This is a genomic window from Pedobacter westerhofensis, from assembly GCF_900182595.1.
Lineage (GTDB): Bacteria > Bacteroidota > Bacteroidia > Sphingobacteriales > Sphingobacteriaceae > Pedobacter > Pedobacter westerhofensis.
The window spans coordinates 104,360-119,230 of the sequence record NZ_FXTN01000004.1 but is presented as its reverse complement, the minus strand read 5'-3'; the positions used below and the strand labels follow the sequence as shown (position 1 = coordinate 119,230).

The window sequence follows — 14,871 nt, the reverse complement described above, 5'->3', positions numbered from 1 at the left end:
CTGACAGGATTACTTGAAAATGGCCGTTGACAGCATTTTGCTGAGAAACTCCGGGGACACCCCAATGTACGATGCAATTTGCTTCAGCGGAAGATCACGAATCAGGGAAGGGTATAGCTTACAAAACTTCACGTAACGTTCTGAAGGGCTCAAACTCACGTTATCAATCTGCCTGTGCTGAAAAGTAGCCATACCGTTCATCGTCAGTATCCTGCCGAAACGTTCAAACTTTGGTACCTCCAGATAGATCGTATCGAAATCAGACTTCAAAAGATAAATGATCTCACTGTCTTCTATAGCATCAATGTTCAAGCGCGAAGGCTCCTGCGTAATAAAGCTCAGCATGTCAATAATCCACCATCCCGGAGGCGCAAACTGAAGGATATGTTCAAATCCGTTGTTATCCAGCGCATAACTTCTCAGGCAGCCGCCGGTTACAAAAATCACCTTCTGATTCACATCACCAGCCTCCAGCAATACTTCTTTTGCCTTCACTTTTTTAGACATCAGCAGAGGGATCAGGTATTCTTCCTCTTCCTTATCAAGTTTAATATATCTGGCAATATTTCGAAGTAAGAGGCCGTGATCCATCTTGAACTAATTTAATATAAATATAAAAGTATAATTACAAGTATAATTAAAATAATCCATGATAACGATTATCAAGGGAATTAAATACCCAACATGGGTGTTAAAATACCCGGTAACCAAATAGAAACAAGATTTTTACAATAAAAAATCCATGTACAAAAACCAAGCCTGTAAATATGTGCTTTTAGTAGAAACCTCTGGCCCCAAAATGGTTTTAAGCTTCGAAAAGACATTTAAAACCCACAAAATACTATTGTTATTTTCCTTAATAATTTATAAATTGCTGATGCATAATTATTTAATTATACATATAGATTGATATTTTTTAATAATGAATAAAAAAGCCGGCACTTCATTAAAGAATATTAAACCGGCCCTCCCGGATCTCCACCACTCACACAATGACCTCTTTGCTTCCAAACTAAAATTAAAACTCAAACGGCATTACACTAAAATCGCCGACACCCACACCATCGTATTTATCACAGGAGCATTTGTGAGTCATAACAGCTGGAATGAATGGATCGCATATTTCAAAAGCAAAGGTTATACTACCTTAGCGCCTGCATGGCCGTTTAAGGATGAACCTGCCGAAGTGCTTAGAAAAAGGCATCAGCAGGACTCTGAACTTGCAGGGCTTACTTTGTCAGGATTGATCGAGCACTATGGCGCAATCATCAAAGCCTTACCGGAAAAACCAATACTGATCGGCCATTCACTCGGAGGACTGATCACCCAGATTATGGTAAACCGTGATCTTGTTGCCGCAGGCATTGCTATACATTCCGTTCCGCCCCTCGGCGTTTTCCCTTACCAGCCCTCATCCCTAAAAGCCGCCTGGAAATCACTGGGCTTATTCAGCTCCCTCAACAAAACCTATTTAATGTCGTTTAAAGACTGGCAGTACGCTTTCGTCAACGGGATGGCCCGGGATGAACAGGAAAGCACCTACGAGAAGAATACTATTCCAGAATCCAAAAAAGTGGCAAGGGGAATTTTGTCGGGCGCAGCAAGGATAGATTTTGAAAAGATGCACGTGCCCCTGCTGCTTACAGCAGGGGATAATGATCATATCACTCCGGCAAACCTTAATCTTCGCAATTACAAAAGATACAAGCGAAATGGCTCCGTAGTAGATTACAAGAAGTTTCCCGGCAGGAACCACTTTGTTTTAGGCTTGCCAAGCTGGAAAGAAGATGCTGATTTCATACTGAAATGGATCAGCAGCCTCCGCTGATTTACTATTGATATCAAATGATATTATCTCGTTTCAAACTGCCAGGTTCCCCAAAGTCCCGGACTAAGCTCTGCTTCTGAGGGCACATCAGAAATGATGGACGTCGCTTTATTGTTCCAGTACACCCGTGAGATGGTCCTGCTGCCATCCCCACGGATGATACCGATATCTCCCCTGATCAAAGTGCCGGGAACAGGCATCATATTCAGTGTGCTCAGCGGTAATGCAAGCTCAAAAGCTCCGTCTTTGCCGGCAGCAAACTCCAGCTGATCAGACACATCATCTACCCGGTCGAACGTAACCGTACGCCAGGGCGAAGAAAAGGGCACCTTGTCTGCTCCCTTTACGCCTGCAACTACAGCACGATACAGTAGCGCATGAGCCTTGCCCCTGCTCAGCGTTACCAGTAAACGCAAATCCCCGGCTACAGGTGCTGTCCGTTTCTGATCTGCTCCGGAGGCCGAAGTACCGATCATCAGGTCCAACGCCCCTCCTGTTTTAAAAGGAGCCAGCGGCATTTCAAATGAGTTCCTCAGCAAGGCAGCATCACCGGTACGCCAGGCCGCGTACAGTTTACCGTTTGACACAGCAATCGCAGCACTTACATGATAAGGTTTTGCGTTCGAATTGAAGTTTGCTTTCACTCCTCTTTTATCAATTTCTGCCCAGTCGGTGTTTTTCCAGTCTTCCAGGTTGCCATCTACTGCTATCGGCGTGTTTGAGACTGCAACTTTAAGTACCGGCCTGATCATACTTTTCTGACGGGCCATTTCTGCCCTGCCCTGGAAAGCAGCGCTTTTCTTCAGGTCATCTGTAGTGACGACAATACTTACCGGGGGCAGCCTGCGCAGGGTTTGCAGTCCCTCTACACTAACGATACTGCTTCCTGCCCCGTCAACAAGATAAACCTCCCCTGCAGCCGTAACAGTCATGCCCGGCCAGAAATTCTCCTCGCCCAGGGTAAGTCCTTTTAAACTCATGCCCCTCTGCGCTACAGGCATATCCCAGCGCCTGCCTGTACGCATGGGTTCAAATAAAGTGGTGACAAATAAACCATCTGCAGTGAAAATATAGATCATTCCGTGATTGCTGTTGAGCGCCCATAGCGCCCCCTCAACACCCTTAATGTGCAAAAGCCCGCCCAGTAATCTCGTTGGGGCAATCAATTCACCGGTAAATAGCGGCAGTGGAGCTTCATGACCGGCATGCAGCCCCGGCCATAAATTCGGATAACTCCATACAGGCTTCCCATTTTTGGCACCACTCAGCGAATACCTTTCAAAAGGCAAAATTCCCTGCGTTACCACAGTCCAGCCCCCGCCTGCGGCCAGCACCTGGTCGCCACCCGAAGATCCGGGAGGCTGCACGCCTTCTGCCAGCACCTTTCCCTGAGTAATGCTGTAAACCGGGACACCAGCTGCAGTAAAACTAACCGGCGAAAACTGTACTGCTGCTCCTTTAAGCCGGGTGATACAAAAGGAAAGATCATCCATCACAGTAACGCCGCTGGCTGCGCCTTTCTGAAAACTAAGTTCTTCCGGCTGTACCGCTGCATCTTCATTGAGATCGTTCCATATAAAAAATGCCTGTGAGTTCTGCCCTTTTGAATTCAGGTCTACCCCCGTAGGCCAGGAAGGAATAAACCTTGATTCTTTCAACAGGCCCCAGCTTTCAGCGCTCCCCATCGCTGCTGCAGGCTGTAATTTTCCATTCCGTTCTACAAATAGAAAGGCGGTGGCGGGCGCGCCCGTTGGATTGGAATTATAACAGTTCGTAAAATATCTTTTTCCTTTATAATATATCGCTGTTTCAGGGGCCGCTATACGGGCAGGGAGGCTCATTTTGCCAGGAGTTTTCCTGTACAAGATGCTGTGCAACTCAGATTTACCACTTTTCCAGTCGATCTTAAACTCCATCGAACCCAGGTCCTGCTCCGCGTAGTAAAACCTGGTTTTATCCTGCGGGTCTATCGTTCCCCCTCCGCCATATTTTGCAGGCCCGTAAAAAGCACGTATAAATTTACCGTCCAGCGTCCATACGCTCACGCGCTTGGGCAGGTAATCATTTTCAGTTACCCACAGCTGGCTGCGCGAATCGATTGCCATCCCTGCAGGATTATTCATATGTAAAGGATCATACATTCCGGCTGCGGGAGCACCTGGCTTACCAATTGCATAGAGAAATTTTCCCTCAGCAGTAAATACTTTTACCTGGTGACTTGTGCCTCCGTTGCTGATATATAATCTTCCTGCTGCATCCTGTGTAATACCTACCGGTGCCTCAAGCTGCGAAGAGATCAGGACAGATGCCGGCTCCGGATGAGCAGGATCAGCGGCCCGCTCATAACGCAGTAATTTATTCCCCGACAGTAACAAAAGGCTTCCCTTTTTATCGAACAACGCCGCATGCGGGTTTTCTACTATCAGCGTACCCAATGCTTTACCGTTTTTGAGGTCTGTAAATACCAGCTGGTTCTTTTTGGTCAGGCTTACCACACCTATACCGTTATAAACCGCAAAACCCCCGATTTCAGACATAATCGCGCCCGCTTCATGAATAAGCGGGCCGGTTGGGTACAAAAAAACAGGCTTATCGGCATTTTTTGGCAAGGCACTGATGCGGACAGTTCCCTGGCCGGAATTGCCGGATGTTTCCCATACCGAGGCCACATACACAGAAATACCCGGCAGGGCAACCTTGCCCCCATCCCTGGCCATATAGGGCGCGGCCGTCCATACTCCGCCTACCCAGGTCTTGCCGCCCATTTTCTTGCCGTCAAGATCCACCCAGATCAGACCATCAGGTCCCTCGGTAATATAAGCGCCCAGAAAAACTGCCGGCTGTTTGCCTGGCGATAATTCTGCCGGCACAAAAGCCGCCGCCTGGGGCGGTGTATGATTTGCAAGCCAGGCACCCGTATGGTCTTTAGTATCCCATGGCGGATTTCCGTTTGCATACACAGAAAGTTGATAAGCTGTTTTAACTTGCTGGTGCAGCAGCCCGCGGACAGTGTATTTACCCGGAGCTACCAGTGCCGGAGGAACTGCATAAACACCGTGATGTGCCGCATCCAGGTCACGGCCAAGATCGTTAAGCCCATCCCACCATACGGTATTATTGCCCCCTTTAAAAAATGTGTCCGAAACTAAGTTCCTCACACGCTGCCCATTCCCGTCCTCAATTACAAGTGTTACATATCCCGCCTCTTTTAAATTAAAATTCACTGCTATAGGAGGCCTGGCGCTTTGCGCCTGCAGGCCAAATGCGGCAGCAGACAGTATACAGCTCAGAAATGCTTTCAATCTTGTCATCTTGATATAACTTAAACGGGATCAATGTATTAACAGTAAAACGGACAAATAAGTATCGTAATAGCCCAAATAATTATTTTTTTTTGATTATATTCCCAACAACAATGGTTAACATAAACAATGAATTTTTACATTATCCGGCTGCACCGGTAGCATTAAAGATGGCAGTCTCCGTAGGCATAGGCATGCTGGTGGGCATGGAACGCAAATGGTCTCATAAAGAAGCCGGAATCCGTACATTCTCTATCGTTGCCTTACTGGGAATGCTTTCGTCCCTTATCGGGCAGGATTTTGTAATCACTTCAATGATCGGCGTGTTTATTCTTGTGATAGCACTTAATACGCGCAGCCTGATGGCTGATGAATCTTTGGAAATCACTACCTCTGCAGCATTGATTGTGAATTACCTCCTGGGCGTACTGGTAGGACTGGGCCATATTTTCACCCCCGTAGCAGGATCTATCGTGATGACTATGCTGCTGGCCTGGAAAACAGAACTGAACCGTTTTGCCGGGGGGCTGCTGCCTTCAGAGATCCGGAGCGCCATCCTGCTCGGACTGATCGGCTTCGTGATCTACCCCATTCTTCCGAATGTATATATCGATCCCTGGTCGCTTTTTAACCCCAGTGATGCCTGGGTGAGTATCATTGCCATTGCAGGTATAGGCTTTGTAAACTATGTATTTCTGCGTATTTTCAGCACCAGCGGACTTTATCTCGGAGCGATATTCGGGGGACTGGTAAACAGCAGTGCCACGGTGGCCGAAATGAGTACACGCGTACAGGCTACAGGGCTCACTTCTAAAATGACAACGCTCTGTTTGCTCACAACCATATCCATGTTTGCAAGGAACCTGCTTATCGCTACACTTTTTGTCCCTTTATCGATCACGGCAACACTGATGCCACTGCTGGCGATGTCTCTTGTGGCCGCGCTGTTTATCCTGCGTGACAAAGTATTGCAAAGCAAGATCTCGGTGCCCTCTGCGCCGCTGGAGCTGGACTCTCCGATTTCATTAAAAAAAGTGCTCTGGTTTGGTGTGCTTTTCATCCTGATACAGGTAAGCGGTACTATTCTTACCAAATTCTTTGGCAGCAGCGGTATTCTTGCTACAGGAATTATCGGGGGACTGGTAAGCAGTGCCAGTACCACGGCCGCGGCAGCCACAATGGCCATGCACGGCAAGATCAGCGCATCATTAGCCGGCAGCGTAGCAATTATCTCTTCACTGGCAAGTGCTGTAGTAAGCCTGCCGATCGTCTGGAAAACAATTAAAGATAAAGCCGTACTCAAAAAACTCACCATAGAACTCCTGCTCGTAGTTACCGTGGGGATTGCCGTAGTGGTGCTAGACAGGGTGTTCCTGATCTCAGAAATGCTGCTAAAAAGATAATCAGGACTTTTTAAAATCTTTGATGTCGATAATCCTGTTGTCGTCTTTATTTTTTTTCAGGAAGGATATTCCCCTGCTGTCTGTCTGCCAGCTGAAATTATTCTGCACCCAGGGGAATACCTGTGCCGCAGCTTTGGGCATCCCGGCAGGCAGGGGCTGTGTATAAACCTCCCCCGTAGGATAATTCACCTGGTAAAGGGATGAAGAAAGCAGAAATACGAGCGTCTTCTTATCAGTTGAATTTATAAAGTACAGGCCCTGTATCCTTTCATCTGGATTTTGTCTTTTGATCGCATATACTTTTGCATCAACCGTGGTGATAAAGAAATCATTGTTGATCAGGTATCCGGAACGGCCAACCCTGCTGAGCCCCCTGGTAAAGCGCTGATCGTCCCCGCCACTAGAGGGGCGATAAATACTGACTACCTCCAGCTTGCCATCTTTCACAGAAATCAAATAAAAAGGAGCCGTTAAACCTGAATGATCAGCTATCTGCACCAGCAATGATGTTTTCTGCGTATTCAGAAATTCGGCCAGTGCAAAATGGTCAGCCACGGCATCTTTATCCTGCGGATCAAGCTGGATACGCACGGTGGTATCCCTAAACTTTACGCCAAATCTATCGTGTTCGCCCCCCTGAGCTTTGCCTTCCTGCTCAGCATACTTATAAATGGTAAGTGGCTGTTCAGTTCCTTTTTGAAACTGGTTAAAATTTTCTTTTTCCGTTAAGCTTCTGGGAGAATATATTTTCCCCTGTTCTTTCTGTGTACAGCTATATAAAGCGACAGCAAATAAAAGCGTCAATAAACGTAATTTCATAGTCGTGTAGGATATGGTTTAAAACTAAGAAATTAATCAGGAGCATAAAATACTTTTTCCCAATCATTACAGTATCCTAACATACGCTATCACTTATAACTGTAATTAAATAACTATCACAAAATAAATTATAAAACGTTTATTAAAAAGTAGATATTTATGATAATCTATACTATCATCTGATAATAGCAACAATTCATTATCAGTAAATCTGGGCAGAGCCTGCTTCCTACGTAGAACAGCCGCCTGGCTGTAACATTAGAAGAGGAGATTTTAAGGTGAAAGCAAAAATACTTATTGTAGAAGACCAGTTCAATGAGGCTGATCAGTTGAGGACAATTCTAAAGCAGTCGGGTTATACCTTGTGCCCCATCGCAGGCACAGGTTCAGGGGCCCTGGAGATTATCGCGGATGAACAGCCCGACCTCGTATTGCTGGATATTCAACTGAAAGGCAGGTTAGATGCAATAGACCTGGCCATGATATTGAACGACAGGAATATCGCTTTTGTGTTCCTGTCTGATCATTCTGATAAACAAATCCTGAATGCCGCCAAATCCACCAGGCCCTATGGCTTCCTCGTAAAACCCTTCCGCGAAAAAGATGTAATGGTAATGCTGGATGTTGCCTGGTACCTGCACCTGCAGAAACAGGAGTCTGATTATATGAAGATCGTACAGTCAAGATCCCCGGCTATACTAACGGGACAGGAGTTTAAAGGCATTGTGGGAAACAGCAAACCTATCCGCAACTTACTGGAAAACGTAAAGATCATTGCACCCTCAGATACCTCCGCCCTTATTTTGGGCGAAACCGGTACAGGAAAAGAGCTGGTTGCACAGTGTATCCACCAGATGTCTCCCCGTAAAACTAAGCCCCTTATCGTGGTTAACTGCGCTGCACTGCCGGCAAGCCTCATCGAATCAGAACTGTTTGGACATGAAAAAGGCGCATTTACAGGCGCTACAGAAAAAAGAACAGGAAAGTTTGAACAGGCAGACCAGGGTACGATCTTTCTCGATGAAGTGGGCGAGCTCCCGCCAGACCTCCAGCAAAAGTTTCTGAGGGTGCTGCAGGAAAAGGAGATAGAGCCTATCGGCGGCAGAAAGAAAAAAATAGACGTCCGCATTATCGCGGCCACCAACCGCAATCTCGAAGAAGAAATCGCGTCCGGCAGATTCAGGATGGACCTTTATTACAGGCTCAACGTGTTCCCCGTTACACTCCCGCCATTACGTGAGCGAAAAGAAGATATCCCCCTGCTCGCCAACCATTTTGTACAGGTTTATGCAAATAAGGAGGGCAAGGTAATTAGAGGGCTGACAGACCGGGTGATACAGGACATGATGAATTACCACTGGCCCGGAAATGTCAGGGAGCTGGAAAACCTGATGGCAAGAAGCGTATTGCTGGCCCGCGGAACGCAGATCAGCTCCCTGTATTTATCTGCATCTACACAAAAAACACCCGTTCTTCAGGATAACGGAAATATGAAGACCATCACGGAAAATGAACGTGACCATATTTTGGCGGTGCTGGAGCGCTGTGACTGGAAAATATACGGACAGGGCGGTGCGGCAGAAATACTGGAGATCAACTCTTCCACCCTCAGCTCCAGGATGAAGAAGCTGGGTATTGAAAGAAAATCAATCCTGCAGCGGGACAGGCACAGCAGCTGAAACAGGGCAGAGTTCCCCTGCTGCATTACATTCTCCCGGCTTCTTCATCAAGAGAATTGTTCTGGTGTTTGTTCTTCCTGGAGAAAATCTCTTTCCCAAACCGGTACGTAAACGCAAAACCGAATCGCTGGGTATCGGAACTGCTGGTCTGTGCATAATCAGCATCCTGCAAGCCGATGGAATGGTTATGGTATACCCAGGTGTGAAAAATATCATCAGCCCCAAACCTCAGGCTACCCTGTCCTTTCAGGATTTTCTTTTGAACACCTGTATTCAGGCGGTACATCCCCCCGGTAAACGTTTGCCCGTTAAGGTCCCTGCTTGCATAATAACCGCCTAGTTCGGCGCTCCAACCGGCCCCAAACTTAAACTGGTTTAAAACATTGATCCTCGCTACATAGGTTGCAGGATCAAACAAAACGCCATTGGACTCTCCATGAAGCCCCATTCTCGAAAGCAGTACATCCGTATTCAGTGCCCAGAATTTTGCGGGCGACAAAGACAGCCCGGTATTGAGCAGCAGCATATATCCGGTACCAATGTTTTCCGGGCGTGTGATGAAAACGTCATTCTGCACCCTGGTAGTCACAAAGATCAGGTTGCTAAAGCGGTTGTAACTTAAAGCCATACGTAACAGCTGTTTATGCTGAAATTTAATCTCATACCTGTTCTGGTACTGGGGATTAAGCATTGCATTCCCCGTGCCGTAGGAGTACTGGTCCCGCTGGATCAGAAACTCATTCAGCAGCTGGTAGTTTGGCCTGCTGATCCTTCTGGTGATCCCCAGGCTGAAGGAATTATTGCCCAGTGTATCGAGCTTGTAATTAAAGAAAACCGCCGGGAAAAACTTTGTATAGTTCTTATCAAAGCTGCTGCCTGCAACCACATCATTACCCATCTGCTCGCCTTTGGCACTGGTATTTTCTACCCGCAGGCCCAGCTGAACACCCCAGTACTTCCAGCTCTTTTGGGTGTTAAGATAGACAGCGTTGATATTCTCCCGGTATTTGAAATGATTGGATTGCCCGTTATCAATCAGCTGCTCATCATTGATCACATTGTAATAATCAGATACATTATTGTTGTTTACCCAGCTGGATTTAAAGCCGGCCTCAACTTTAGCTTTGCCCTGAATCGGATGTACATAATCAGCCTTTGCCGTGTAGATGTTTGAACCGGATGGCAAATGATAAAAAAACTGCCTTGCGCCGCTCTGCACACCATCCGGCCGATAAGTAAAATTTTGAAGGGATTGGTTGTTGTCCCCTTCATAATTCAGATAATTTATATCGGCCGACAACTCCCTGCCTTTTTTATCAAACTTATGTACCATACTCATGCCCGTACTCAAATTTGTTTTATCGTAGCTGCTCCGGTTATCGCCCCTGCCAGAACTATCCAAAACATCAGCGCTGTGGTTTCCGCTGCGATAATCCAGATTTTCATGTCTGCGCGTATGGTTTATGTTGAGCTGAACGCTGTAGGTAGTGCTGGCACTGGCAGTATAGTCTGCCCCAAAGCTGGTGTTCAGGCCATTGCTCCTGCTGCGCTGACTGTTCAGCAGGGATATTGATGAAACAGGGTTACTGTTGCCCGGAGAAAAAAACAGGCGGTCATACTCATCATCCGTGTATCCTTTATCATAGGTATATCCGGCATTTGCAAACACATTGATCTTTTTATAATTATAGTTAAGGTTGAGGCTGTTATTGCTTCTCAGGTATTTCCCTTGCGTAAAGCCCGTAGAAGCACTTCCGCTGAAGCCGCCTGCGCGGTTTTTCTTTAAGCGGATGTTGATGATCGCATTGCCCGCTGCATCATAGCGTGCAGAAGGGTTATCAATTAATTCGATCTGATCCAGCAGAGATCCCGGAATAGATTTCAGATAAGAAGCCAGGTCCGGTGCCGACATGTATTTGGACCGCCCGTCAATCAGTACCAGTACCCCGCCCCTGCCGTTTAAGCCGATTTCGCCATTGGCGCCTACCGTTACCCCGGGAGTTTTTTCGAGCACCTCCAGCGTGTTACTGCCCGCACTGCTGATCATTGCTTCCACGTTCACCACCGTTTTGTCCATTTCCATCTGTATCAGTGGCTTTTTCCCCGCAATCACTACTTCGGCGAGGTTGTTCTTCCGGTCGGGCACAAGAACAAACGCCGGCAGCACAGTTGCGGCCGTTTTGCCATCCAGCAGCACCGGGGCCTGATAGGGCTGATGGCCAAGGGCAGAAATGGCAAGTATATAATCCCCCTTGGCGATTCCGCTGAAAATAAACCTGCCGCTGCCGTCAGTGGTTGCAGTGCTTACAAGGGATAAATCTTTCGCGGCCAGCAGCCGTACATTTGCATCCGCCACCGGATCATTGCCCCTGGTTTTAATGACGGACGAAATGCTGTGCTGGCCAACCTGGGCGACAGCTTTGACAGAAAGGAACAGGACGAAGCAGAACATCAATAATCTTTTCATTTTTTTTAGATTGCTGGTAAATGATGATACAAATATTGATGATCAGCAATAGCCCGGGGAAAAAATATGTCGTAACTTGGCTAACAGAGGACAGACTGCCATTTGATGGTGATCAAAAGCATGGAAACCCTTAAATATGGTTCTGTCACTGATTTTGGACTGTTCGTCAATAACATAGATTAATTTCAACAAAGCCTGCCCAGATTTGTACCGGTAATTCAATTAACCGTAACAGCAAATACAATGACCAACAAAACAAAATACCCACTGGGTTTCTTCGGAAACAACCTGTATCTCTTCCTGGCATTCCTGGTATCGATCCCCGTATATCTGACAATCCATTCCTATGTAGAGTCGATCGGGGTGCAGGAAGACGAATCAGTATCCTTTGCCTCTACCGTATGTTTTATGATGGGCGTTTTTGCAGGAAGATACGTCTCACAGTTCTGGTCGGCAGGCCTGCGGTCGCTCCCCAAAATAGAGGTTACCGCACTGGCCACGATCATCGTGCTCTGCGTTGCCTGGCTGTTCTTTCATGCCGACTTCCCCCTGCAGGGCCGCACAGGCATCAACCTGATGCTATTCTGGATCCCCTTCGCGGTTGTAAGCATTCTCACCGGAATCCTGATCAAGGTTATTCATGCGGTAACAGAAAACCAGCTCCGGGAAGCACAGACTATCGCCACGCACAGCAAAAGCGAGCTGCACCTGCTGCAGTCTCAGCTCAGCCCGCACTTCCTCTTCAACACCCTCAACAATATGTACGGGATTTCAATCACTGATCACCAGAAAATCCCGGACCTGCTGTTAAAATTGTCGGAGTTATTGCGATATTCGGTATATGATGCTACAGAAACATATGTGCCCCTCAGGGATGAGCTCAGCTACATCCATAATTACATTGAATTTGAAAAGATCCGCATTGGCGAAAGGCTGGTGCTCAGTACCGATATAGAAGACATCACGGATGCCCGTATCAGGATTGCCCCGATGCTGCTGATTGTTTTTATCGAAAATGCCTTTAAACATTCCAAAAACACCACCGACGAGCATATCTATATTGACATTAAGCTGCGTACCTGGGGAAATTCAATCCTTTTCTCGGTAAAAAACAGCTATGGGAAAGAGGAACAGGAAAAAACACAATTTAACAGGAACAGTGGTTTAGGGTTAAATAACGTAAACAAGCGCCTGCAGTTACTGTACCCTGGGGCCCACCTGATCAATATACAAACGGAAACCCTGCAGTATGAGGTAGAACTGCAGCTAAAAACAAAATAAATGGATAAATACAGTTGCCTGATCGTTGATGATGAACCCATTGCCCGGGACATTATCCAAACCTATTGCGGCCACCTGGAGCAATTGCAGGTAGCAGCATCATGTGGAAATGCACTTGAGGCCAAACAGGTGTTGCAGCAGCAGAAAATAGACATTCTTTTTCTGGATATCAATATGCCCGTCATGGATGGGATCTCCTTTGTAAAAACGCTGAAAAACCCTCCGCAGGTTATCTTTACCACTGCCTATAAGGAACATGCCCATCATGCGTTTGATCTGGCAGCCTGCGATTATTTACTGAAACCTTTCTCGTTCGACAGGTTTATTATTGCGGTAGACAAAGCCATAGAAAAGATCAGCCCGCTGCCGGAAAAAACTGCAGCTAATCCTGACCGGATCACTGAAGATTTTGTTTTCATCAGAACTGAAGGCAAAATTTTTAAAATTAAATATGCGGATCTGCTATATGCCGAAGCCCAGGGCAATTACACGAAAATCATTACAGGCAGCCAAACCTTATCGCCCAAAATGCCATTTACCGCTTTTGAGGAAATGCTGCCAAAAAATATGTTCCTAAGGGCACACCGTTCTTTCATCATTAACAAATCCCGAATCAGCCATATCGAAGGAAACCGCGTGTTTATCAACGGCACAGAAATCCCAATTGGCAGCAATTACAGGGATAGCCTGATGACTGATCTGGGTTTCAGTAAGTAACAGTATACCTCAACTTTTCTTATTCCCCCGTTTTTGGGGATAGCTATTGAATAAAAATCAGCCGACTTTGTATCATTGATATATCTTATTGAGATGATGACAAACAGTAAATTAGAATCAAAAAAAATTTTATTTGCAACTTACTCTTCTGAAGGACACATAAACCCGCTTACCGGACTTGCCAAATATTTACAGGAACAGGGTTGTGACGTAAGGTTTTATTTATCTGATCATTTCGATGCCAGAATGAAGAGCTTAGGTATTGATTACTATCCGATCAGCAAATCCAATGATACTAACAGTGAGACTGTAAGAAAGCAGTATCCCGAATTAGCTACAGTGAACGATCCGGTTGAAAAACATAAGATATATCAAAAAATATTGGTAAAAACAGCCAAAGATTCATTTGATGATATACAAGATATCTATCGGTCATTCCCTTTCGACCTGGTGATCACCACCTGTGCTTATCTTTCCATTCCCCTGATCAGATATAAGTTTCAAGTACCAGTGGTGTCTGTAGGCGTGATCCCTCTCGCAGAAGACGAAGGAGGAACCGCTAAAACATCTCAGACAGATACCGGCAACCCTATCAACTTTAAAGATGGCAGTAACCCTTATGCTGAATTACTTACAGCGCAGGGGGTTCCCTTTAAAAAAGCTGAAATCGTGAACATTTTATCCTTTCTGACCCGGCAGGCAAATCTATACCTGCAAATCGGAAGCCCTAAATTTGAATACCAGCATGATCATCTTGGACATAATATCCGGTATGTCGGGGCACTCCCACCTTATGTAAAAGCCGTTACTGAAAGGAAATGGTATGACCAACGGCTGAACGAGTATGACAGGATCGTCTTCGTCACCCAGGGCACTGTAGAATCTGATACTGCAAAATTAATCGAGCCTACCCTGCAGGCTTTCATCAACACAGATACCCTGGTAATCGCAACAACGGGAGGTAAAGGTACTGCACAGCTCAAAGAAAAATATGCTGCAAACAATCTGATTATAGAAGATTACATCCCATATGCTGATGTAATGCCTTATGCCAGTGCCTATATTACCAACGGCGGTTACGGCGGCACGATACTGAGTATTCAGAACAGGCTGCCATTAGTTGCTGCAGGCGTACACGAAGGGAAAAACGAGGTCTGTGCAAGAATTGGTTATTTTAAAATAGGAATCGATTTGAAAACCGAGAAGCCGGGCGCAAAAGCTATTTATGACGCAGTTCAGGAGATTCTTCAAAATAGGATCTACAAGAACAACATTGTGAATTTAGCCGAAGATCTGAAAAGCTATGATTCACTCGCACTGAGCCTGAAATACATCAGAGAATTACTGGATCAGGAAGACTGATCAAATTGAATAT

Annotated in this window: 10 protein-coding genes; 6 read left to right on the top strand and 4 right to left on the bottom strand. The window is 46.2% G+C overall.

Going from position 1 to position 14,871, the window contains the following annotated elements:
- Window positions 1–9: 9 nt before the first annotated feature.
- Entirely contained in the window at window positions 10–591 is a 582-nt protein-coding gene (locus tag FN831_RS08535; protein ID WP_142527804.1) for a Crp/Fnr family transcriptional regulator, read from the bottom strand.
- Between the two features lie 331 nt (window positions 592–922).
- On the opposite strand from FN831_RS08535, the gene FN831_RS08530 reads away from it, so the two are divergent.
- Window positions 923–1,828: an alpha/beta hydrolase gene (locus FN831_RS08530; protein ID WP_142527803.1), complete on the top strand. Its 906-nt coding sequence runs from the start codon at window positions 923–925 to the stop codon at window positions 1,826–1,828.
- 23 nt (window positions 1,829–1,851) lie between these two features.
- Here FN831_RS08530 and FN831_RS08525 read toward each other — a convergent pair whose 3' ends face one another.
- Entirely contained in the window at window positions 1,852–5,139 is a 3,288-nt protein-coding gene (locus FN831_RS08525; RefSeq protein ID WP_142527802.1) for a hypothetical protein, read from the bottom strand.
- A gap of 104 nt (window positions 5,140–5,243) precedes the next feature.
- Between FN831_RS08525 and FN831_RS08520 the strand changes: the two genes are divergently transcribed.
- Window positions 5,244–6,533, top strand: coding sequence for an MgtC/SapB family protein (locus tag FN831_RS08520; RefSeq protein WP_142527801.1), 1,290 nt, complete (start codon window positions 5,244–5,246; stop codon window positions 6,531–6,533).
- Here FN831_RS08520 and FN831_RS08515 read toward each other — a convergent pair whose 3' ends face one another.
- A complete protein-coding gene (locus FN831_RS08515) occupies window positions 6,534–7,352 on the bottom strand; it encodes a hypothetical protein (protein WP_142527800.1) in 819 nt (272 codons plus the stop codon).
- A 278-nt stretch (window positions 7,353–7,630) separates the two neighbouring features.
- On the opposite strand from FN831_RS08515, the gene FN831_RS08510 reads away from it, so the two are divergent.
- Entirely contained in the window at window positions 7,631–9,031 is a 1,401-nt protein-coding gene (locus FN831_RS08510) for a sigma-54-dependent transcriptional regulator (RefSeq protein ID WP_142527799.1), read from the top strand.
- A gap of 25 nt (window positions 9,032–9,056) precedes the next feature.
- On the opposite strand, the gene FN831_RS08505 is transcribed toward FN831_RS08510, so the two are convergent.
- Entirely contained in the window at window positions 9,057–11,498 is a 2,442-nt protein-coding gene (locus FN831_RS08505; RefSeq protein ID WP_142527798.1) for an outer membrane beta-barrel protein, read from the bottom strand.
- A gap of 243 nt (window positions 11,499–11,741) precedes the next feature.
- Between FN831_RS08505 and FN831_RS08500 the strand changes: the two genes are divergently transcribed.
- The 3 genes from FN831_RS08500 to FN831_RS08490 all read left to right on the top strand — a co-directional run bounded on the left by FN831_RS08500 (window position 11,742) and on the right by FN831_RS08490 (window position 14,858).
- Complete coding sequence (locus FN831_RS08500; protein ID WP_142527797.1) at window positions 11,742–12,779, top strand: sensor histidine kinase; 1,038 nt, start codon at window positions 11,742–11,744, stop codon at window positions 12,777–12,779.
- Window positions 12,780–13,496, top strand: a complete 717-nt coding sequence (locus FN831_RS08495; protein ID WP_142527796.1) for a LytR/AlgR family response regulator transcription factor — start codon at window positions 12,780–12,782, stop codon at window positions 13,494–13,496.
- 93 nt (window positions 13,497–13,589) lie between these two features.
- Window positions 13,590–14,858 carry a glycosyltransferase gene (locus tag FN831_RS08490; protein WP_142527795.1) on the top strand — a complete coding sequence of 423 codons (1,269 nt, stop codon included), beginning with the start codon at window positions 13,590–13,592 and terminating at the stop codon, window positions 14,856–14,858.
- The last annotated feature ends 13 nt before the right edge of the window (window positions 14,859–14,871 follow it).

Coding starts and splice junctions, on each gene's coding strand:
- FN831_RS08535 (WP_142527804.1), bottom strand. CDS start 591: ATGGATCACGGCCTCTTACTTCGAAATATTGCCAGATATATTAAACTT.
- FN831_RS08530 (WP_142527803.1), top strand. CDS start 923: ATGAATAAAAAAGCCGGCACTTCATTAAAGAATATTAAACCGGCCCTC.
- FN831_RS08525 (WP_142527802.1), bottom strand. CDS start 5,139: ATGACAAGATTGAAAGCATTTCTGAGCTGTATACTGTCTGCTGCCGCA.
- FN831_RS08520 (WP_142527801.1), top strand. CDS start 5,244: ATGGTTAACATAAACAATGAATTTTTACATTATCCGGCTGCACCGGTA.
- FN831_RS08515 (WP_142527800.1), bottom strand. CDS start 7,352: ATGAAATTACGTTTATTGACGCTTTTATTTGCTGTCGCTTTATATAGC.
- FN831_RS08505 (WP_142527798.1), bottom strand. CDS start 11,498: ATGAAAAGATTATTGATGTTCTGCTTCGTCCTGTTCCTTTCTGTCAAA.
- FN831_RS08500 (WP_142527797.1), top strand. CDS start 11,742: ATGACCAACAAAACAAAATACCCACTGGGTTTCTTCGGAAACAACCTG.
- FN831_RS08495 (WP_142527796.1), top strand. CDS start 12,780: ATGGATAAATACAGTTGCCTGATCGTTGATGATGAACCCATTGCCCGG.
- FN831_RS08490 (WP_142527795.1), top strand. CDS start 13,590: ATGATGACAAACAGTAAATTAGAATCAAAAAAAATTTTATTTGCAACT.